Annotated in this window: 21 protein-coding genes, 1 other RNA gene and 1 pseudogene; 7 read left to right on the plus strand and 16 right to left on the minus strand. The window is 45.3% G+C overall.

Translation table 11 applies throughout. The features are described 5' to 3' along the window. Positions 1-185: 185 nt before the first annotated feature. Together MKX80_RS18675 and MKX80_RS18680 are read left to right on the plus strand one after the other, a co-directional pair. Positions 186-572 (plus strand): annotated as a pseudogene (locus tag MKX80_RS18675) (polymorphic toxin type 50 domain-containing protein); the annotation flags it as partial. 17 nt (positions 573-589) lie between these two features. Next, positions 590-934 carry a hypothetical protein gene (locus MKX80_RS18680; RefSeq protein ID WP_154996234.1) on the plus strand — a complete coding sequence of 115 codons (345 nt, stop codon included), beginning with the start codon at positions 590-592 and terminating at the stop codon, positions 932-934. 234 nt (positions 935-1,168) lie between these two features. Here the strand turns inward: MKX80_RS18680 and ssrA are convergent. The 7 genes from ssrA to MKX80_RS18715 all read right to left on the minus strand — a co-directional run bounded on the left by ssrA (position 1,169) and on the right by MKX80_RS18715 (position 6,381). Continuing rightward, positions 1,169-1,524: a transfer-messenger RNA gene (gene ssrA / locus MKX80_RS18685) on the minus strand. Between the two features lie 116 nt (positions 1,525-1,640). Next, complete coding sequence (gene smpB, locus MKX80_RS18690; protein WP_009329604.1) at positions 1,641-2,114, minus strand: SsrA-binding protein SmpB; 474 nt, start codon at positions 2,112-2,114, stop codon at positions 1,641-1,643. Positions 2,115-2,229: 115 nt separating this feature from the next. After that, the gene (gene rnr, locus MKX80_RS18695; protein ID WP_339227369.1) at positions 2,230-4,533 is read right to left on the minus strand and encodes a ribonuclease R; all 2,304 of its coding nucleotides are present in this window, start codon (positions 4,531-4,533) and stop codon (positions 2,230-2,232) included. A gap of 13 nt (positions 4,534-4,546) precedes the next feature. Next, positions 4,547-5,293, minus strand: a complete 747-nt coding sequence (locus MKX80_RS18700; protein ID WP_154996230.1) for a carboxylesterase — start codon at positions 5,291-5,293, stop codon at positions 4,547-4,549. Between the two features lie 140 nt (positions 5,294-5,433). Next, complete coding sequence (secG, locus tag MKX80_RS18705; RefSeq protein WP_154996228.1) at positions 5,434-5,664, minus strand: preprotein translocase subunit SecG; 231 nt, start codon at positions 5,662-5,664, stop codon at positions 5,434-5,436. Between the two features lie 170 nt (positions 5,665-5,834). Next, a complete protein-coding gene (locus tag MKX80_RS18710) occupies positions 5,835-6,119 on the minus strand; it encodes an AbrB/MazE/SpoVT family DNA-binding domain-containing protein (protein WP_154996226.1) in 285 nt (94 codons plus the stop codon). 28 nt (positions 6,120-6,147) lie between these two features. Continuing rightward, positions 6,148-6,381, minus strand: coding sequence for a helix-turn-helix transcriptional regulator (locus MKX80_RS18715; RefSeq protein ID WP_085959538.1), 234 nt, complete (start codon positions 6,379-6,381; stop codon positions 6,148-6,150). 152 nt (positions 6,382-6,533) lie between these two features. On the opposite strand from MKX80_RS18715, the gene MKX80_RS18720 reads away from it, so the two are divergent. Continuing rightward, complete coding sequence (locus MKX80_RS18720; protein WP_154996224.1) at positions 6,534-6,935, plus strand: transcriptional regulator; 402 nt, start codon at positions 6,534-6,536, stop codon at positions 6,933-6,935. 165 nt (positions 6,936-7,100) lie between these two features. Then, positions 7,101-7,499, plus strand: coding sequence for a helix-turn-helix transcriptional regulator (locus MKX80_RS18725; RefSeq protein ID WP_176277045.1), 399 nt, complete (start codon positions 7,101-7,103; stop codon positions 7,497-7,499). Positions 7,500-7,547: 48 nt separating this feature from the next. Here MKX80_RS18725 and MKX80_RS18730 read toward each other — a convergent pair whose 3' ends face one another. The 4 genes from MKX80_RS18730 to MKX80_RS18745 are packed head-to-tail and all read right to left on the minus strand — an operon-like array spanning position 7,548 to position 10,986. Further along, positions 7,548-8,225 (minus strand): ABC transporter permease, encoded by a 678-nt coding sequence (locus MKX80_RS18730; protein WP_154996220.1) that lies wholly within the window; start codon positions 8,223-8,225, stop codon positions 7,548-7,550. Positions 8,226-8,240: 15 nt separating this feature from the next. Continuing rightward, positions 8,241-9,158, minus strand: coding sequence for an osmoprotectant ABC transporter substrate-binding protein (locus MKX80_RS18735; RefSeq protein ID WP_154996218.1), 918 nt, complete (start codon positions 9,156-9,158; stop codon positions 8,241-8,243). A 13-nt stretch (positions 9,159-9,171) separates the two neighbouring features. Beyond that, complete coding sequence (locus MKX80_RS18740; protein ID WP_154996216.1) at positions 9,172-9,825, minus strand: ABC transporter permease; 654 nt, start codon at positions 9,823-9,825, stop codon at positions 9,172-9,174. A 21-nt stretch (positions 9,826-9,846) separates the two neighbouring features. After that, positions 9,847-10,986: a betaine/proline/choline family ABC transporter ATP-binding protein gene (locus MKX80_RS18745; protein WP_154996213.1), complete on the minus strand. Its 1,140-nt coding sequence runs from the start codon at positions 10,984-10,986 to the stop codon at positions 9,847-9,849. 257 nt (positions 10,987-11,243) lie between these two features. Here MKX80_RS18745 and MKX80_RS18750 point away from each other — a divergent pair, with 257 nt between their 5' ends. Continuing rightward, positions 11,244-11,783 carry a GbsR/MarR family transcriptional regulator gene (locus tag MKX80_RS18750; protein WP_182070035.1) on the plus strand — a complete coding sequence of 180 codons (540 nt, stop codon included), beginning with the start codon at positions 11,244-11,246 and terminating at the stop codon, positions 11,781-11,783. Positions 11,784-11,831: 48 nt separating this feature from the next. Here MKX80_RS18750 and MKX80_RS18755 read toward each other — a convergent pair whose 3' ends face one another. Further along, positions 11,832-12,464, minus strand: a complete 633-nt coding sequence (locus tag MKX80_RS18755) for an NAAT family transporter (RefSeq protein WP_154996985.1) — start codon at positions 12,462-12,464, stop codon at positions 11,832-11,834. Positions 12,465-12,625: 161 nt separating this feature from the next. On the opposite strand from MKX80_RS18755, the gene MKX80_RS18760 reads away from it, so the two are divergent. Further along, positions 12,626-13,405, plus strand: a complete 780-nt coding sequence (locus MKX80_RS18760; RefSeq protein WP_268298603.1) for a zinc ribbon domain-containing protein — start codon at positions 12,626-12,628, stop codon at positions 13,403-13,405. A 42-nt stretch (positions 13,406-13,447) separates the two neighbouring features. Here the strand turns inward: MKX80_RS18760 and MKX80_RS18765 are convergent, their stop codons facing one another. Then, positions 13,448-15,226: a zinc ribbon domain-containing protein gene (locus tag MKX80_RS18765; RefSeq protein WP_268325011.1), complete on the minus strand. Its 1,779-nt coding sequence runs from the start codon at positions 15,224-15,226 to the stop codon at positions 13,448-13,450. Between the two features lie 129 nt (positions 15,227-15,355). Further along, on the minus strand, positions 15,356-16,303 hold the full coding sequence (locus MKX80_RS18770; protein ID WP_339227378.1) for an iron-siderophore ABC transporter substrate-binding protein: 948 nt from the start codon (positions 16,301-16,303) through the stop codon (positions 15,356-15,358). Between the two features lie 312 nt (positions 16,304-16,615). On the opposite strand from MKX80_RS18770, the gene MKX80_RS18775 reads away from it, so the two are divergent. Beyond that, positions 16,616-17,005, plus strand: coding sequence for a hypothetical protein (locus tag MKX80_RS18775; RefSeq protein ID WP_154996993.1), 390 nt, complete (start codon positions 16,616-16,618; stop codon positions 17,003-17,005). Between the two features lie 604 nt (positions 17,006-17,609). Here the strand turns inward: MKX80_RS18775 and MKX80_RS18780 are convergent. Further along, the gene (locus MKX80_RS18780; protein ID WP_339227380.1) at positions 17,610-18,242 is read right to left on the minus strand and encodes a type 1 glutamine amidotransferase family protein; all 633 of its coding nucleotides are present in this window, start codon (positions 18,240-18,242) and stop codon (positions 17,610-17,612) included. Between the two features lie 128 nt (positions 18,243-18,370). Further along, complete coding sequence (gene eno / locus MKX80_RS18785; protein ID WP_154996996.1) at positions 18,371-19,663, minus strand: phosphopyruvate hydratase; 1,293 nt, start codon at positions 19,661-19,663, stop codon at positions 18,371-18,373. Positions 19,664-19,684: the final 21 nt, after the last annotated feature.

A 19,684-nucleotide genomic window follows, 5' to 3' on the forward strand; every position in this document is an offset into this window, starting at 1 on the left:
CCTTTTGGCCAGCGTATATACCAGCTAAATTCGACATGACATTCTGCATTCCTTCAATTTTCATCTACTCCTTGCCTTATCTCAATACAGAACAGGAAAAATAACCTATTCCATTCGATTCATTCGTGGATATCCAGGGATTACTCACCAATTCGTTTCTATATAGTGGTAAACTTGTGGCGTGAAAGAAAGTTGCGAAGGTAGATAAAACATCTTCCTACGGCAAACAATCCGTACCAAAAGGTCCGTACCGAGAAGTAAATGGTTTTCTGCAAAAGTTAAACCAGGAGCCCAAGAAAAACATATTCCAGGAACACCAAACTACAAACAAGAAGTTGCAAATGGCAGAACCAAGAGTATCTTCTATGGGGATAATAAAAAAGCTCAAGAGTTGCTTGATAAATATGCTGGCACGGGAGAATTCCCAAGGAAGGGAAGTTGTTGACTTCGGCCAAAAAATAGGTAAAGCATATGACATGAAAACTGGTAAATATATTGAAACTACCAGAGGAACAATACATTATTCAAAAGACGGTGCTCACATAGTTCCTGCAAAACCATTAGAACCATAAGAAAAGGATTGATACTCATGGAATATAACTCATTAATAAAAACATTAGATGAATATGGTGGTAGAGAACTGCGATTAGAATGGAAAAATGGATTAAAAATTATCGGAAATCCAGACACACTTTACGAGACAGATAATGGATTAGAAGATGATGATATCAATTACACAGAATATTATGCAGTTGCCTTTAGAGTGAATAACATTATATCCCACCCTACGAATAACGAAGGCAGTGTATATGACTGGTTAAGGCAAGGGGAAAGCTCCTTGGTTGAAATTTCCCTTTATGATGATCCACCAAGTGCAGTATATTTAGCAGACGGTCAGAAAATATGGGAAATGGATAATGATGATGATGAATAACAATTAAAAAGTTGGAATTTATAAACTAAGCCCTCTTTCAAGAGGGCCTTTTTGATTATTTCAATAAAGCTTTTTATAGTTCCAGTAACCAAACGTTTTTCTCATGGTATAAGGACCGATGCCGTCAAGCCCAACGTATTCCGCAGTATCATTCATATGTTCATTAAGCCGTTCCCCGCCCTTACACAAACAAAAAAAACTCCCCAAAAAACAAAAAAACCACCATCATATGTATGGTGGAGACGGTGGGAGTCGAACCCACGTCCAGAAACGTCGATTGCTCCAGCGTCTACGAGCGTAGCCCTGCATATTTAGTTTCGCTCATCTTCGTGCCTGCGGGCAGGCCCTCGGAGAGCTAGTCTGATAAGTCTCTTCCTGCGCCCTCAGACGGGAGCGCAAGCGTAGCCTACTTCGTTATGGGCTCTTAACCGGCACATAGGCGATGCGGGCAAGAGCTCGCTGCGCTAATTAGGCAGCTAGTGCTAAGTTCTGGTTAGATTTGCCAGTTATATTTAGGTGCGTTTTTACGAGATCGCCTCTCGGCTCGCAACTCAAGCTCGATCCGTCCCTGTCGAATCCGTAACGTCCCCTTGGATGAAAAGGAAGCCGGATAACTGGCTGCATCACTATTATAACAAGATCACGAGTCAATTCCAAATGGTAATGTCTGTGATCACGTTTCTATAGGATAACATGAGTTCTGGCTTTAGATCAAGCCTTTTTGCCTATCGCGGAACGCTCTTTCGATTTCGCGTTTGGCGTCTTTGCGCTTCAAGTCTTCGCGTTTGTCGAATTTCTTCTTCCCTTTTCCGAGTCCGAGCAGCACTTTCGCAAAGCCATTCTTCAAATAAATCTTGAGCGGTACGAGCGAGTATCCCTGCTCTTTCGTCAAACCGATCAATTTGTTGATCTGCTTGCGATGCATCAAAAGCTTTCTCGTCCGCAACGGATCATGATTGTAGCGGTTCCCCTGCTCATACGGGCTGATGTGCATATTGTGAAGGAACACTTCTCCGCGCTCAATTTTGGCGAACGCGTCCTTTAAATTCACTCGTCCGGCGCGAATGGACTTGATTTCCGTACCTTGAAGCACGATGCCTGTTTCGTATGTTTCTTCTATAAAATAATCGTGATTTGCTTTTTTATTTTGGGAAACAACCTTCCCTTCTCCCTTTGGCATACGGCAACCTCCTCCCGCCTTCAATCTCACATTCGAAAGGGCGGCGAATACGTATTATTCTATCAAATGAACGTTCGTCTTACAATTTCGCCGCCCTTTTTTTGACGTGTGCCGTCTATTTTTTCTTTTTCTTGCGTTTTTGTTTTGGCGCGTTTTGAAAACCGCGTTTTTTCTTTACTTTTTTCTTTTTCGGCTTGGTGAACCATTCCCCTTTGTCAGCCGTTGGAGCATCCTTTTTTGGAGCCTTTTTCTGTTTTGGCTCCGGCTTCTGCCGGCGGCGGGAGCCTTTCATGCCGACGATTTCAAAATCGATGTTCCGCTCGTCTTTATTGACGTCAACGACGCGGACTGTAATCTCATCGCCGATCCGGTAGACATTGCCCGTGCGCTCGCCGATCATCGCGTAGTGCTGTTCATCATAGCGGTAGAAATCGTCCGTCATAAAGCTGACGTGGACAAGCCCTTCGATCGTGTTCGGTAGCTCGACGAACATGCCGAAGTTCGTAACGGAGCTGATGACGCCGTCAAATTCTTCGCCGATTTTATCGAGCATAAATTCGGTCTTTTTCAGATCGTCCGTTTCCCGCTCTGCATCTACGGCATTGCGTTCCATATTTGACGTATGCTCGGCGATCTCAGGCAGTTTCTCGGCCCATTTTTCCCTTGTCGCTTCGTCTGTCTTGCCCTGAATCAAATACGTCCTGATCAGCCTGTGGACGATCAAGTCAGGGTAGCGGCGAATCGGAGACGTGAAATGCGTGTAGAATTCAGTCGACAAGCCGAAGTGTCCGAGGCTTTTTGGATCGTATTTGGCCTGTTTCATCGACCTGAGCATAACCGTCGAAATCACGGCTTCTTCAGGACGGTCCCTGACTTCTTCAAGCACGCTTTGCAGTGCTTTCGGATGGATGCTTCCGGCCGTCCCTTTGACGACATAGCCGAATGTCGTAACGAACTCCAAAAATCTCTGCAGTTTTTCCTGATCTGGATCTTCGTGAATCCGGTAAATAAACGGAACATTCATCCAATGAAAGTGCTCGGCAACCGTTTCATTGGCGACAAGCATAAATTCTTCGATCAGCTTTTCAGCAGTCGACCGTTCTCTCAAAACGACGTCCTTCGCTTTTCCTTCTTCGTCAACGAGAACCTTCGCTTCCTTAAAGTCAAAGTCGACGGCTCCGCGTTCCATCCGCTTGCCGCGCAGAATCGCAGCTAAGTCTTCCATGTCTTTAAACATCGGGACAAGCGCCTCATACTTCTGTTTCAGCTCTTCATCATCATCGACTAAAATTTTGTTCACGTCAGAATAAGTCATCCGCTCGGTCGTTTTGATGACGCTTTGAAAAATTTCGTGCTCGACGACTTGCCCTTGAGGATTAATGAGCATTTCGCACGACAATGTCAGCCGGTCGACTTTCGGATTTAAAGAGCAGATTCCATTGGACAGCCTGTGCGGGATCATCGGAATCACCCGGTCGACAAGGTAGACGCTCGTGCCGCGTTCATACGCTTCCTGGTCAATTGGAGACCCTTCTGTTACATAATGGCTGACGTCGGCAATGTGGACGCCGAGTTTATAATGGCCGTTTTTGAGTTTTGTGACGGTAACGGCATCGTCCAAGTCTTTGGCATCTGCACCGTCGATCGTGACGATCGTTTGATCGCGCAGATCCCGTCTGCCTTCAAGATCTTTCTCATCGATTGTATCAGGCGTATTGCCGGCCTGTTCCATCGCCTCAGCCGGAAAGTCTCCCGGGAGGCCGTGCTTATGAATAATGGAAAGAATGTCGATTCCGGGGTCGTTTTTATGACCGAGAATCTCGATGACTTCCCCTTCTGCACTCATTCGGCCTTCAGGATAGCTTGTCAGGCGGACGACGACTTTATGCCCCTCGACGGCGCCATTTTTGGCGTGCTTCGGAATAAAGATGTCATTCGTGATTTTTTTATCATCGGGAATGACGAAGCCAAAGTTTTTCGTCTCTGTATATGTGCCGACAATCTTCTGAATGTTGCGCTCAATGATGCGGATGATGGCTCCTTCTTTTTTTGTACCGCCGGTCTCTGTACTCAAGCGGACGAGCACCGTATCTCCGTTCATTGCCGTGTTCAGCTCAGACGGCGGAATGAAGACATCGTCAAGCGAGGAATCTTCGGGGAGGACAAACGCGAAGCCTTTCGCGTGCGCCGACACCTTCCCTTTGATCAGATTCATTTTTTCGGGCAAACCGTAGCGGTTGCTTCTCGTTCTGACGACAAGCCCTTTTTCTTCAAGGGTAACAAGAGCTTTGACAAGCTCTTTGTATTCGTCAGAATCGGTGATTTCCAGCATCTCTTCCAGTTCCTGAACTGTAAGAGGTTTATACGCTTCTTCTTTCATAAAGGAGAGAAGCTTATCCATAAATTCTTCTTTTTCCACTAACCAGACCTCCTTATGTCTGCCAATCCAACGTTTCTAAAAATTGATACACATCCTCGTGCAGTGTTTCGCGTTCTTTATCCAATGTGATGGCATGACCGGATTCTTCATACCATTTCAGCTGCTTATCATCTGTTTCAACTTCATTGTAGATGATGTTTGCGCTGTCCGTATTAATCATATGATCATGGCGCGCCTGCACGACAAATGTAGGCGAATAGATCATGTCCACATGCTCTCTTACATCGGCAATCAAATCCTGCAGTGCTTTCAACGTGTTCATCGGCGTTTTTTTGAATTCTTCCATTTCAGCGTCAATCTGCTCCGCTGTCTTGCCTTCAAATTTCTTATAATTGCGGGCATACTCAAGCACACCCTCGTACATCGTCTCTTCGCTTTTGATGTACATCGGCGCGCACATTGGAACAATTCCCTTTATGGGTACAGTGTAACCCAATTTCAATGAAAAAACTCCTCCGAGAGACAGTCCGCAAGCGGCGATTTGTTCATACCCTTCCGATTTCAGAAATTCATACCCGTCCATGACGTCTTTCCACCAGTCTTCCGGACCTGTGGAGAGAAGTTCTTCCGGAGGCACGCCGTGGCCTTTATATTGGGGCGCATGGCATGTGTAGCCTTTTTCATTCAAATATCTTCCGAGCATTCTCACGTCCGCCGTGTTGCCCGTAAATCCGTGCAGCAGCAGGACGGCTTTTTTTCCGCCTTTAAATGTGAAAGGTTGTGGTTTGACGATTTTCATGATTCACTGTCTCCTTTTCATATGTATTCTTCCACGTTTAGTCTTGAAACAAACTTTATCAATCGGCCGGTCCCGTCATACCAAGACCTGCAAATAGGAAAAAGGCCTGACTTGAACATCAGACCTCATGCTTCATTGTCTTATACAAAGTAAGCAAGCGCAATCGTTAAGAAAAAGAAAAGCACGGTTAAAACGACCGTCATCCGGTGGAGAATCAAATCAAGTCCTCTTGCTTTCTGCTTACCGAAAAGCTGCTCGGCTCCGCCGGAAATCGCGCCTGATAATCCGGCGCTTTTGCTTGATTGCAGTAAAACGACAACGATTAATACGATACTTACAATCACTAATAAGACCGTTAAAAATGCGGCCATAACCTACACCTCCAGACAAACTGGCTGACAATAGTTTTATTTTACATGAAAAGCAAGCGCATGTCACGAGCGTTTCGAACAGCTTTTCTTATTTTTTCCCAGCGCCGGAATAAGGTATACAAAAAAAGGGAGCGGCTATGCTCCCTTTCCGGCGGAATATGTAAACACATTTATTTCTTTTCTGACAAGGCTGTCATCATATCTTCCAGGAGCATTTCCGCTCCCCGCGGGCTGAGTACGATTTTGCCGCCTGCATACGTTTTATTTTTCGTGGTGATGTCGCCGGTCATCAAGCATGCCATGTTGGCGGCGTATTTTGTCAAAACGATGTTTTCTCCGTCGGTGTATATTTCGAGTGGATCCTTTTCATTGATATTCAGCACTCTGCGCATTTCGACCGGGAGAACAACCCGGCCGAGCTCATCGATTCTCCGGACAATTCCCGTATTTTTCACGTTTGAAAAGCCTCCTTTTTTCCTTTATTTATTGACTTTTGTCAACATCTTTATAATAAAAGAGATCTTCAAATTTTTTGTTGAAATACTGAATCATCTTTCCGATCACAAGTTGTCCGGGCCTCCTTTCGCCATTCAAAACTCTGCTGAGTGTCGCTGGGGATACGCCGATTTCAATGGCAAGCTGATTTAAGGAGAGATTGTGTTCAATCATATACTGGAGAACAAAATCTCTTTTGATATGAATCTTTTTTACCATGATTACTCCCCTTTCTAATCTCTTATGTTTCTTTTTATCTACATTGAACATATATGATTTGTTAACTTTTGTCAATACTTTTATCATCCATATGTTTCCTATAGGCAATATTCGTACTAAAATATTTTATAATAAGAGATTGCGAGGTTTTGGCCATGACGAACTTTGGAAACCATTTACGACAATTAAGGGAACGGAAAAAACTGACCGTCAATCAGCTGGCGATGTATTCCGGCGTCAGTTCGGCCGGCATTTCGCGAATTGAGAACGGAAAGCGCGGCGTCCCGAAGCCGGCGACGATCAGAAAACTGGCGGACGCTTTGAAAGTCCCGTATGAGGAACTGATGGCATCTGCAGGCTACATCAGCGCGTCCACAGTTCAGGAAGCAAGAAGCAGCTATGATTCCATTTACGATATCGTTTCACGGTACGATTTAGAGGACCTTTCTTTGTTTGACAGCGAAAAGTGGAAGGTGCTTTCAAAAAAAGACATCGAAAACTTGGACAAATATTTCGACTTTCTCGTGCAGGAAGCAAGCAGCCGAAACAAAAACTGAATACCTTCTCCGCAGCGCGCACTCCCCTCATTTTCGTCTGTTTACGATCCTGCTGTTATTTTATCCCTTCCATTAACTTTTGTCAATATTTTTCCTGCCTAAGTATTTCCTTTAGTCAACATTTGTATTAAAATGTTCATATCATGAATTTGCGGGGGGATGGCGATGACAATGTTCGGCGAGCGGCTCAAAGAGCTGAGGGAACAAAGAAGCCTGTCGGTTAATCAGCTTGCCATGTATGCCGGTGTGAGCGCCGCAGCCATATCCAGAATTGAAAACGGCCACCGCGGCGTTCCTAAGCCCGCGACGATCAGAAAATTGGCCGATGCTCTGAAAATGCCGTACGAGCAGCTCATGGATATCGCCGGTTATATGAGGGCTGACGAGATTCGCGAACAGCCGCGCGGCTATGTCACGATGCAGGACATCGCGGCCAAGCACGGTGTCGAAGACCTGTGGCTGTTTGAGCCCGGGAAATGGGACTGTTTGTCCCGCGAAGACCTGCTCACCCTCGAACAGTATTTTCATTTTTTGGTCAATGAAGCGAAAAAGCGCCAATCATAAAAAGCCGAATTTCCTTTTAGCAGAAATTCGGCTTTTTTCGGCTGCCATTTAAGCGGCATCCGGATTCGGCGTCTTGCCTTTATGATGTTTAACGGGACTCAGCGCACGCTCGAGCCAGCCCATGAACAGATCGGCGATGATCGCCATCAGCGCCGTCGGGATCGCGCCTGCTAGAATGATCGCTGTTCCGTTGGTCGCATTTGTTCCCCTGACTATGATATCCCCGAGGCCGCCTGCGCCGACAAACGTGCCGATGGCCGTGATACCGATCGCGATGACGAGCGCGGTTCTGAGCCCCGCCATAATGACTGACAAGGCGAGAGGGAGCTCCACCATCCGGAGCACTTGAAATTTCGTCATACCCATCGCCTTCCCTGATTCAAGATAGGCATGCTCAATGCTGACGATTCCCGTATATGTGTTTCGAATGATCGGCAAAAGCGAATACAAAAACAATGAAAGAATCACCGTGTTGGCGCCGAGTCCCATGACAAGCATCAAGACGGCGAGCATCGCAAGCGCCGGAATCGTTTGAATGACATTGGTGATGGAAAAGACCCATTTGCTGATTTTCCGGTATCTGGCGATGAAAATACCGGCCGGAATGCCGACGACGGCGGCGAATAATACGCCGTATGCCGACATTAAAAAGTGGCGGTAAAATTCCCCCAGCACATAGCCACCGTTTTGCGCGTAATACGTCCAAAGCTGCTGTAGCACTTCCATTTGTCAGCCCCTCCTTTACTCAAAATAATTATGCTTCTTTAAAAACTCGGCTGCGACGACAGAAGGCTCTTTCAGTTTTCCATCGACTTCGTAATTGAGCTCCTGCATCGTTTCAGTATCGATTTTTCCGATCAGTTTATTGATGGTCCCTTCAAGCTCTGGATGTTCCTTCAACACTTTTTCCGGCACGACCGGCGAACAGTCATACGGCGGGAAAAAGCGTTTATCGTCTTTTAACAGCTTTAAATCATAGGCTTTGATCCTGCCGTCCGTTGAATAGGCAAGAACGATATCCATTTTGCCGTTTTTGACGGCGTCATAAACGAGTCCGATCTGCATTGGAAAGGTCGAGCCGAATGAAAATCCATAGTCCTGTTTAAATCCCGGATATCCGTCGCCTTTTCGTTTCAGCCAGGCATTGTCAACGCCAAGCTTCAGTTTATCCGCGTCTTTTTTTAGATCGGATATCGTTTCATAGTTCCCTTTTTCAGCGAGTTCTTTCGTGACTGTAAAAGCGTACGTATTGTCAAATCCGTAAGAATTGAACCATTTGTAGTTGAATTTCTTCTTAAAATCCTGCTGTACGATGCGAAGCGCTTTTTCCGGGTCTTTCTCCGCTTCCCTTCCAAGCGTGCTTGTCAGGTCGGTTCCCGAATAGCGCGTCGCTGAAATGTCGATGTCTCCGCCGAGCATAGCCTGGTGCTGCACATAGTTTGAGCCGAGGTTTTTGACAAGCACCGTATTGAGATTTGTATCATGCTCGATCAAAAGCGAGATCATATTGGCAAGAATTTCGGATTCGGTCAGGTTTTGCGCCCCGATTTTGATCGTTTTATCGGAAGCCCCGCCAAGACCCGGCAGCGCACAGCCGCTGATCAAAAGCGAGAGGACCAGCATGACGGCGCCGAGCCGTCTCAGTTTTTTTGTTTGCATAAGAGCCAACTCCTTATGATACTTCCTTCATCCCTTTTAATCCTTGAGGCGTGACTTTGTCTTCGGTTTTCGACAGCATATAGTCGATCACAATGGCCAGTAACGTAACCGGTACCGCTCCGGCAATAATGTACTCAGGCTGGTACAGGTTGAGCCCGATAAAAATATAGTCGCCGAGACCGCCGCCGCCGATAAAAGCCGCGAGCGTCGCCCAGCCGATTAAGTAAACGGTCGATGTCCGGATGCCTGCCATGATCACCGGCACCGACAGCGGCAGTTCGACCAGGCGGATTTGTTCCCATGCAGTCATACCGATTCCCTTTCCTGATTCAAGCAAATTTTGATTGACGCCTTTTACGCCCGTGTAAGTGTTTCTCAGAATCGGTAGGACTGAATAGAAAAACAGCGCGACAATCGCCGGAATCTTTCCCACTCCGAGGAGCGGAATAAAAAACGCCAGGATCGCCAAACTCGGCAGTGTCTGGATGATGTTGACAACGCCGATCACGATGCCGGCCCCTTTTTTCATTCTCGTTAAAATGACACCGAGCGGAACCGCGACAATGATGCCGAGCAGCACCGCGACAATGGATATATATAAGTGCTCCCATGTTTTATAAAGCATTTCCCCGCCGTTGTGCTGGAGAAATTGGACAATCTGATTCATGATTGATGCACCTCCCTGCATTTAACGTTGGACAAGGGTTTCTTCGTCTCCCCAAATCGAGTCGTACACGATATCGACAAGGTTTGCCCTTGTGACAATTCCGACAAGGCGCCCTTCTTCATCAAGAACGGGAACATATTTGAATCCCCTTTTCAAAATTTTTCGGACGGTATCTCTGATGAGCGTGCCTTTTTGAACGGAGTAAACATTCTCATTGACAACCTCTCCGACCGTGACGGCTTTTTTCCGGTATTGATCGATGATTTCAACATCGATATATCCTTTTAAGACATTGCGTTCGTCCACGACGAGCAGTGAATCGACGCGGCGCTCCCTCATCACTTGAATCGCTTCAGTCAGGTTTTTTTCACTCGTAATTGTGACCGGATTCGGGTTCATCACTTGTTCGACATGTTCGATGTCAGGGCGGGACTGAAGAAGCCGTTCTTTTCCGATAAACTCCTCAACGAATTCATCCGCCGGATTCCGCAAAATGTCGTCAGGCGTTCCGACTTGAACGATCTCGCCGGCGCGAAGAATGACAATTCTGTCGGCTAGCTTAATCGCTTCATCCATATCGTGAGTCACAAAGACAATCGTTTTGTCCAGCGTTTTCTGCAGCTTTTTGAACTCTTCCTGAAGCGAATCACGGGTGATCGGGTCCAGCGCTCCGAACGGTTCATCCATTAAAATGAGGGGCGGTTCCGCCGCAAGCGCCCGCAGCACGCCGATTCTCTGCTGCTGTCCGCCGCTTAGTTCATGTGGATAGCGGTTCAAATATTCCGGCCCCATATCAACGAGCTGAAGCAGTTCCTCCGCCCGCTTCCTCCGTTTTTCTTCCGGCCATTTCAAAAGCCTTGGAACGAGCGTGATATTCTGCTGAATCGTCATATGGGGAAAGAGTCCGATTTGCTGAATGACATAGCCGATTTTTCGGCGCAGCTCCACCGGGTCCTGATCCATTATGTTTTCTCCGTCGATGTAAATGCTTCCTGAAGTCGGTTCAATCAAACGGTTGATCATTTTCATCGTCGTTGTTTTCCCGCAGCCGCTCGGTCCGATAAAGACGATAAATTCACCTTTTGCTATATCAAGGTTAATGTCCTTGACTGCTTTTTTTCCGCCTTTATAAACCTTTGATACATTTTCTAGCTTCAGCAAAACGCACACCTCCAATTGTTTTTTTAAAATTTCAACATCTCATTCATTATAAAATACACTTTATAAAATAAAAAGTTTACAAAGTGTTTAAATTATATATATAAGACATAAAAAAATATGTTCATGGCATCCATTTGCCGGTTATTCTTAAAATTACGGCTGATTTCTTTGTTTTGCTATCGTTTTAGTGTTTTCAACCGCTAATAAAATTATGATATATTGACAATAAAATTGGCTGCCCGAAGGGATGAGGTGCTTTGGAGGAAAACGCTTTAAAAGTGATTGAACAAGCGGAAGAACATTTCATAGAAAAAATCGCGGAAAACATGAATACGTACGGTATATCATCAACTGTCGGCCGCGTGCTCGGGATCATCTATATGAACAGAAAGCCGATGACTTTAAATGAATTGTCAGAAGAAACGGGCATGAGCAAAACGAGAATGAGCCAGGTCGTCCGCGAAATGCTCGATTTAAATATCGCTGAAAAAGTTTTTGAAAAAGGCGTTCGCAAAGATCTGTACGATGTCGAACAAGACTATTATCAAACGTTTATTTCATTGTTTACGGCCAACTGGAGCAAAGTCGTCAAAAAGAACCGGATGATCGGGAAGAAAATCAGAAAAGAGCTATTGGAAGCCCTTGAGGAAGAAGGCCTTTCACCCGAAACCGAAGCTAAAATCAACGAGCTGCTGGCTGAAACAAAACAATGGATCGATTACTGCGAGTGGCTTGATAATCTGATCGCGTTTTTGGAAAGCGATGAGATCTTTAAGCATGTGCCAAAACCTTTATAAACAGAAAAAAGCTGCAAAGATGAAGCAGCTTTTTTTCTATTCCTCCAATCAACCTGCCAAAACCGGAAACATCCCTTTCAAACCCGTGCCAATCATGCCGACTGCCACAACAGCCAAAATCAGGCCCATCAGCCGGGTGATCACATTCATCTCCGTCTGCCCTAATTTGTTGCTGATCAGCGTCGAATAATGAAAGGACGCAAACGTCAGCAAGAGGACGGCTGCAATACCGATGATCATACCGCCAAAATGAACAAAGCTGCGGCTGCCGGCCGAAAGGCTCATCACCGTCGCAATCGTTCCGGGCCCCGAAATGATCGGAATGCTGAGCGGCGTCACCGAGATATCCTCTTTTTCCTTGCTCTCGCGATGCTCATCATGATGGAGCGACTGAACATGGGACTGCTTTGCATTCAGCAAGTTGTAAGCAATTCCGAATATAAAAATGCCGCCGGCAACTCGCAGCGCATGGATGTTGATGTCAAAAAGCCTGAAGATGAACTCTCCGAATATGAGAAACGCGATCAGAATCAGAAACGATAAAATCGCAGCCTTTCTCGCCATTGCAGTGCGTTCTTTTGCTTCGTAGCCTTCTGTGAGCGCCAAAAAGATCGGAACATTGCCGATCGGATTTGTGACGGCGAACAATGATACAAAAACGTGGATGATAAAAGCAAACACAGTTTGACACTCCTTCCTCTATGTAAAAATGCAGGTAATCGATTTTTACCTCCGACGCTGACCGCTTAAACTTTCAAAAAACAATGACATCTTCCAGCACTTTCATTTATAATGAACCTTTATAGGTCAAAATAACTATTTTTAAAGGAGATTTTATTTTTATGACATGTTCAAAGTGCGGCCATCATACAGATGGCGGAAAATTTTGCGAGCAGTGCGGGACAAGTTTGGCCGGCGGCGGTGATGGCAGCAAAGGGGCAGCTGAAACGCCGCAGGCGGCGAGGTATACGGAGGCGGCGAAACAAGCGTCTTCCATGTACTTTTCCTATTGTTTAAAGGTGCTGAAACGACCTTATGTCGAAATGAAAAACGCTGGAGAACAGCACGTTCTCAACAGCATCATCACAATGGTGATATTTGCGCTTGCCGTGCCGCTGATGTTTTATTTCGGACTCAAAGGCTTTTTTGACTCCCTGGGGGACTATTCCGGAATATTCGCCCGCTCCTATGCAATGCCGACATTTTTTGATATCGTCGTGAAGCCCGCTTTTACCTTTGCTATTTATATTTTCTTATTATTTGCTTTTACATACGCAGGTGTGCGCATTCGGGGTGTGCAAGCCACTTTTAAGGAAGTGCTCGGACGGTTCGGAACAGTGCTTATTCCTTTCGTGGTCCTTCTGCTCGCCGCTTTGCTTTTATCATTCATGCAAACGGGTTTATTTATATACGTTCTTTTCTTTGCCCTCTGCGGCATCGCCTTTTTAATTCCGCCGGCTGTCATCTCGAGCTATCACGAAAAAGCGGCAGGCGCTGTTGATACGATTTACGCGACACTGATCGTCTATTTGCTGACATTTATGTCTGTCCGGATCATGGGAGATTTGTTTCTTGAATATATCGGAAGGATCGGAGGCTCTATTTTAGGACGGCTGTTTTAGTGAAGTAAAAAGCCTTTTTCCTCAAAGGAAAAAGGCTTTTTTTTATTCTATTGACGTCAAGAGCAATCTGCCGTCCTCGATGGCGGCATGATATGTCCAATGATACGTTTTTACCTGTTCTTTTCCGCCTTTAATGATATTGATTTTTTCCGTTGTCTGAATCGTTGCCTCCCGTCCGTTTTGCTTCCAGCTCTTCACGTTGAATTGGACAACTTCCTCCTCTGTCCCGCTGTTGTACAGTTTAGCGACAAGCTTCTTTTGATCATTGTACAGCGGACTTCCTTCTTTCAAGCTGTCACGGACAAGGCCGAAATTGTTTGAATTGATGGCGTCTTGAAGACCGTATAAATACGATTCAATGGCGGAAGCAACCTTTTGGTCAGTAAGCTCTTCGCCTGCTGATGCATTGTTCACAGCCCCTTTTGCCGAGGCCCATGCCGATGTGTATTCCTTCGGATTGTCATTTTTGATTTCTTTTTGATGCTCGATATCGATAACGGCTTCAGGATCACTTTTTTCGACAAACCACTTTTTCTTGCCTTCGGAATAGACCAATATGTACGTATAGCCGTTATCGTTTTCTTCCAGTTCAGGCCCACTGTAGTCGTCATAATAGGCCGATTTGTGCTTTTCAATCCCTTTGACCTCTGTTTTCCATTGCCCGTCCTCTTTGTATAACCGGAACGAATCAAGATCAAATACGGTAGATAAGTAGGTGCCTTTATAGTAGGTGCTGCTGCTTTTCAGCCCGTCCGTCACCTCTTTCAGGCGGGTTTGATAAGATGGCGCGGCCAGTGTCATGCCGCTGACATTGCCGCTTGCAAAGGCTTTTGCTGCTTCCTTTGTATGACTAACGACCGTGGTCATCATGTCATCCATAAATCCTTTGTCTGATGCAAGATTGACTTCAATTTCCCCGCTTTCAATCGGCGTTTTTTCGCTTTTCAGCTTCCCCCACGGAAATTGCGCCTCAACCGCAGCAGACATTGAACCGTCAGTCAGCACGGGGCCGAATTCAGTTCCTTTGAATGGGTTGATCTTCATCTCCTGATCATTGATCCAGAGCGTTCCTTTCAAGTTTTCATAGCCTTCTCCAAAGACGAGCTTTGCCATGTGCCCGTCAAGGTCCGCATTCACCTTCACATCGCCTTGGAGGGCAACGACCTTTTCCGCTTTTTCAAGGTCTGCGATTCCGTTTTTCAGCTTTGCCTTCACCTCGTATATACCAGGAACAAACGGACCGATTTTTTTTTCGAAGTTTTCTTTTTCTGTCGTTATGACCTTTTCGCCGTTAACAAACAGGCCGGTATCTTTATAGTTTGTCTTAACCGTTAAATAGACAGGCGCCGTGTTCAGGACATAGCGGTCATAGATCCAAAAACGCCTGCCCTTTTTTTCGATCGTCATCAATGGATGGCCGGTACCGTTCTTTAAAGATGTGATCAATTCTTTTTCTTCATCCGGGTGTTCCTTTAAGTAATCAATGAGCGGCTTGACATTTTTCTCCGTGACCGTCAGATCAACGTCTGATGATTGCAGCAGTTTTGCTGCCTTCTTGGCATCTTCCTGATCGAGAGCAGCTTCAAACTCAGAAATCAGTTTCTCCTTTGAAGTAAGTGCTTCACCGGTTTTATAGCCGGCAAACAATAAAATCAAGCAGGCCGCGATTGCCGCCATGGTGATGATTCTTTTTCGCGTCATCGCACGCTGATACCTTGCCGTCGGGCCGGAAGCTCGTTCCTCGTCCGTCCGCGCGCCGCAGTGCTTGCAATACAGCGCATTTTTTGTTCGTTCCCTTCCACATTCCTTGCAAAAATTCATGACTTTCCTCCTATCAAATAAAAACACTCTTAGTCATTTTATACTATATTTATCACAAGAAGGGATTTAATATTAAGGCAGCATCAAAAAAAAGCCAAACGAATGCGTTGATCCGTTTGGCTTTTTTGATTATTTTAAAAAGTATTTTTCAATATCATCAAGCATCAGATTCGCTGCAAGGACGCCCCCGGCTGTATTCCAGACGGCATCGCTCACTTTATGGACGTTTCCTTTTTTGGAGACGCTTAAGTTTTTAAAGAGCGGATCGTTGACATAGTCTTTCTCAATGGCGCTTGCTTTGTCATCGCCTGTCTCATACGTGTAATAAAAAAGCACATCCCCGTCCATATCAGGAATTTGTTCCTTTGTCACTTCCATTTGTCCGAGATCGTTGGCTTCCTGGCCTTTAGGCCTTGCAAAACCGAGTTGATCTAATATCGTTCCGGCAAATGATCCCTTGTGATAGATGCGGGTATCAGCATCTGTAAAGCGGACGAGAGAGACTTTTTGCTTCACTTTATCGCCGAGTTTTTCATGAATGTCTTCAACGCGCTTGTCAAAGTCAGCGATGACTTTTTCGCCTTCAGCTTTTTTATTGAGCGCTTCGGCTGTAAGCTTAAAGTTGTTTTTCCATTCCCCTGACAATGTCTCGGCAAATACAGTCGGCGCGATTGCTTTTAGCTTGTCGTATACTTCTTCTTGACGGATTTTGTTGCCGATGATTAGGTCAGGCTTCAGGCTCACGATTTTTTCAATATTCGGCGCAGCCTCCGTTCCGACGTTCTCTACGCCTTTCATTTTATCTTTAATATGGTCATACCATGGATCTCCCAGCCAGGATTGAACGGCGCCGACAGGTTTAACGCCAAGTGCCAGCGCTGCTTCTGTCGCTTCATTCGTGAGTACGACGACTTTTTTCGGTGTGCCGTCAATTGTCGCTGTTCCCATTGCGTGCTTTACAGTATAGGAATCTTTGCTGTCGTTCTTCTCCGCAGATTGATCTTTATCTTGATTTCCGCAGGCAGCTAATAAAAGGATAAGCGCAGCGAACAGTGCAAACCATTTAAAACGTTTCATGATATGTTTGATCCCCTTTTCTCAAATGATTTTCATTATCAATTAGATTATATAATGAATTAACCCAAAGTCAATATGAAATTCCTATAAATCTGCTTTGGATTGTGCTAAAGACCGTTTTTTGCTCTGTTTCAGGTGGGATTATCCATTGAAAAAGCCTGTTTCAGTTGCATCCGGATAAAGAGAACCGCGCTCGGCAGCCACTTTACAATTCCGCAAACCGGGGTGATCACCCTTCTAGACACTTTGAATTCATTGGGTTAACATAATTTTGTATGAATATGATTTTTTACCATAGTAAGGAGGGGTGATTTGACTAAGTTTTTATTGAGTGGTTTTTACCTTTTCGGACTTGTCATGCTGAGCAATTGGTCGATTTCTTTTGGCGAAATATTTGGTGCCGGCGATTCAGCCGTTTTTCAATTAGCGGGAGCGGTGCTTTTTACGTTTATTGTCGGAGGCTATACAGGTCTTCCTTTAATTTATATCAAATTCAACAGATCTGAAACGTTGTTTTTCACGAATCAAAAAGTCTTCCTCATTGCTTTAGGATTGGGCGTGCTGCTTTCCTGTACGGCTTACAGCCTTCAGCAAGCGCTCTCCCCCATCTCGATTGCGCTGTTGTCGATCATTGGTTTTTTGATCATTGGCATCAGCGGTTTTCTTCCCGCCTGGTTTCTGAAGCCTGTGAAAAATCTGTGATGACGGTGGGTTTTTTCTTAGGCTGAAGGGTTGTTGGAGCCCAAGGCTGTAAACAGTGCTAGATAAAATGGTGCTTGTGCTTCTGTATATGCTTTATTCCTGGGATAGAAAATAATTTGCCGATTCATTAAAACAACAATTTGCTATCGCCATTTACAAATTAATGAAAATTCTTTATGATATAGATATCCAAGGAAGCATGATGCATATACTAAAAAAAGACCGAAGTGCTCCAACACTTCGGCTTGTACAAAAAGCCGGCCCTTCGAAGGGGCTTGCTCAGATTGATCTAAAATAGACCACTCCCTATCACTTTCCAGGCTCAAGGGGCGGTCTATTTTTCTTTGTTCTCTGACAACATGGCAATCAGCATGCCAAAAGCAATCATTAAAGAGATTGTTTCATATGCTGTCATTTTTATCACCCCCTTTCAGAAGGGGATGAGCAAGACTTCCCTTGAGTGAGCAAAGCTTTTTATACGAGGTAGATTATACCATATCAAGGAGAACATAAAATTAAGGAAAAAACCTTTTTCACTCATGAAATTTAGCTTTTCCGCCGAAAAACCTTGCTTCGACATCGACTAAATTCTTGGTCTTTCAGCTCATTTATTGATTGAATTCATTAGCTTGAAGAAGTATTCACGTTGGTGGGTCTTATTGAGTTGATACCATGAATCCAATGTATCCGATGAAAACACGTCTAATTTTTTCAGTACTTCCCTCGCGAATTCGAGAGGAGCCGCTCCTGATGCAGTAACAAGATTCCCATCAGATGCCGCGGGTCCCATCTCATAAAATGGTTCTCCTTTATAATGAGGACAGACCTTTTTCATATATGCCAAGTCATTGCTTGTATGCTTTCTTGAATCCAAGTATCCGCTATTCGCCAGTCCCACTGTTGCACCGCAAATTGCGGCAACCATCGCGCCAAGCTTTAAAGCTTCGCCGGCCATTTTCAAGATCGGCTGATGAATCTCTTCGCCCCAAGTATTCCCTCCCGGTAGAATTAATAGATCCGTACTCTCAAGCGTCCACTCATCAAGGGAGATATCCGGTTTTATGCGCAGCCCTCCCATCGTAGTCACCATTTCTTTATTCACTCCTGCTGTCATGACTTTTAAAGGTGCTGCATCTTTTTTGAAATATCTCCCCGAGTTCAGTTCAGCCATTAAATATCCATATTCCCAATCTGACATTGTATGAAATGCATAAAGATAAACTGTTTTCGACTGCATCCAATAACACTCCAATCGTAATTGATACAGCCTATTATACTCAAAAACCCCGACAGCTCTTGTCAGGGTTTTTATGGAACTTCAAGTAAAAAAGCTTGGCCGCATCTGCAGCCAAGCTTTTTTTATGCTTACTTATTCAAGTTGTAGAAAGATTGAATACCGTGGTATTGCGCAGTTTCAGCCAATTGATCTTCGATGCGAAGAAGCTGGTTGTATTTCGCAACACGGTCCGTACGAGACGGAGCACCTGTTTTGATTTGTCCTGCGTTTGTTGCCACAGCGATGTCAGCGATTGTGCTGTCCTCAGTTTCACCTGAGCGGTGAGAGATAACGGCAGTGTAGCCTGCGCGTTTCGCCATTTCGATCGCATCGAACGTTTCAGTCAATGTACCGATTTGGTTTACTTTGATCAGGATAGAGTTGCCGACACCGTTTTTGATTCCTTCAGCAAGCTTTTTCGTGTTTGTTACGAAAAGGTCGTCACCGACAAGCTGAACTTTTGAGCCAAGACGCTCAGTCAGAAGTTTGTGGCCTTCCCAGTCGTTTTCGTCAAGGCCGTCTTCGATTGAGATGATTGGGTACTTAGAAGTCAACTCTTCGTACCAGTCAACCATTTCAGCTGACGTTTTTACAACGCCTTCGCCAGAAAGATGGTATTTGCCGTCTTCTTTGTTGTAGAACTCAGAAGATGCAGCATCCATTGCCAATTTCACTTCTTCGCCAGGTTTGAATCCTGCTTTTTCGATCGCTTCAACGATTGTTTGAAGCGCTTCTTCGTTAGAACCAAGGTTTGGAGCGAATCCGCCTTCATCACCTACAGCTGTGTTCAAGCCTTTTTCTTTCAAGACTGATTTCAGGCTGTGGAAAATTTGTGCTCCCATGCGAAGTGCTTCGCGGAAGTTTTCCGCACCGACAGGCATGATCATGAATTCTTGAATGTCAACGTTGTTGTCCGCATGCTCTCCGCCGTTTACGATGTTCATCATCGGTACAGGAAGCGTTTTAGAGTTGAATCCTCCAAGGTATTGGTATAGAGGAATTTGCAAGAAATCTGCAGCTGCGCGGGCAACGGCCATTGATACACCAAGGATGGCGTTGGCGCCGAGCTTGCCTTTATTTTCAGTTCCGTCAAGTTCGATCAGCAATTTGTCGATTGATACTTGCTCTGTCACATCAAAGCCGATAAGCTCAGGTGCGATGATTTCGTTCACGTTATTAACGGCTGTTAAAACGCCTTTTCCAAGGTAGCGGTCTTTGTCGCCGTCGCGAAGCTCAACAGCTTCGTATTCACCAGTGGATGCTCCGCTTGGAACAAGCGCGCGTCCAAAAGCTCCTGATTCAGTGTATACTTCAACTTCAACCGTCGGGTTACCGCGGGAGTCTAATACTTCACGTGCATAAACATCAACAATGTATGGCATGTTTGTTTCTCTCCTTCAATG

It is taken from the genome of Bacillus sp. FSL K6-0972 (assembly GCF_037976035.1).
GTDB classification, from domain to species: Bacteria; Bacillota; Bacilli; order Bacillales; family Bacillaceae; genus Bacillus; species Bacillus haynesii.

Excerpts from the sequence above, each read along its gene's own strand:
- MKX80_RS18680 (WP_154996234.1), top strand. The coding sequence starts at position 590 with ATGGAATATAACTCATTAATAAAAACATTAGATGAATATGGTGGTAGA.
- smpB (WP_009329604.1), bottom strand. The coding sequence starts at position 2,114 with ATGCCAAAGGGAGAAGGGAAGGTTGTTTCCCAAAATAAAAAAGCAAAT.
- MKX80_RS18700 (WP_154996230.1), bottom strand. The coding sequence starts at position 5,293 with ATGAAAATCGTCAAACCACAACCTTTCACATTTAAAGGCGGAAAAAAA.
- secG (WP_154996228.1), bottom strand. The coding sequence starts at position 5,664 with ATGGCCGCATTTTTAACGGTCTTATTAGTGATTGTAAGTATCGTATTA.
- MKX80_RS18720 (WP_154996224.1), top strand. The coding sequence starts at position 6,534 with ATGACGAACTTTGGAAACCATTTACGACAATTAAGGGAACGGAAAAAA.
- MKX80_RS18725 (WP_176277045.1), top strand. The coding sequence starts at position 7,101 with ATGACAATGTTCGGCGAGCGGCTCAAAGAGCTGAGGGAACAAAGAAGC.
- MKX80_RS18730 (WP_154996220.1), bottom strand. The coding sequence starts at position 8,225 with ATGGAAGTGCTACAGCAGCTTTGGACGTATTACGCGCAAAACGGTGGC.
- MKX80_RS18735 (WP_154996218.1), bottom strand. The coding sequence starts at position 9,158 with ATGCAAACAAAAAAACTGAGACGGCTCGGCGCCGTCATGCTGGTCCTC.
- MKX80_RS18740 (WP_154996216.1), bottom strand. The coding sequence starts at position 9,825 with ATGAATCAGATTGTCCAATTTCTCCAGCACAACGGCGGGGAAATGCTT.
- MKX80_RS18760 (WP_268298603.1), top strand. The coding sequence starts at position 12,626 with ATGACATGTTCAAAGTGCGGCCATCATACAGATGGCGGAAAATTTTGC.
- MKX80_RS18765 (WP_268325011.1), bottom strand. The coding sequence starts at position 15,226 with ATGAATTTTTGCAAGGAATGTGGAAGGGAACGAACAAAAAATGCGCTG.
- MKX80_RS18770 (WP_339227378.1), bottom strand. The coding sequence starts at position 16,303 with ATGAAACGTTTTAAATGGTTTGCACTGTTCGCTGCGCTTATCCTTTTA.
- MKX80_RS18780 (WP_339227380.1), bottom strand. The coding sequence starts at position 18,242 with ATGCAGTCGAAAACAGTTTATCTTTATGCATTTCATACAATGTCAGAT.
- eno (WP_154996996.1), bottom strand. The coding sequence starts at position 19,663 with ATGCCATACATTGTTGATGTTTATGCACGTGAAGTATTAGACTCCCGC.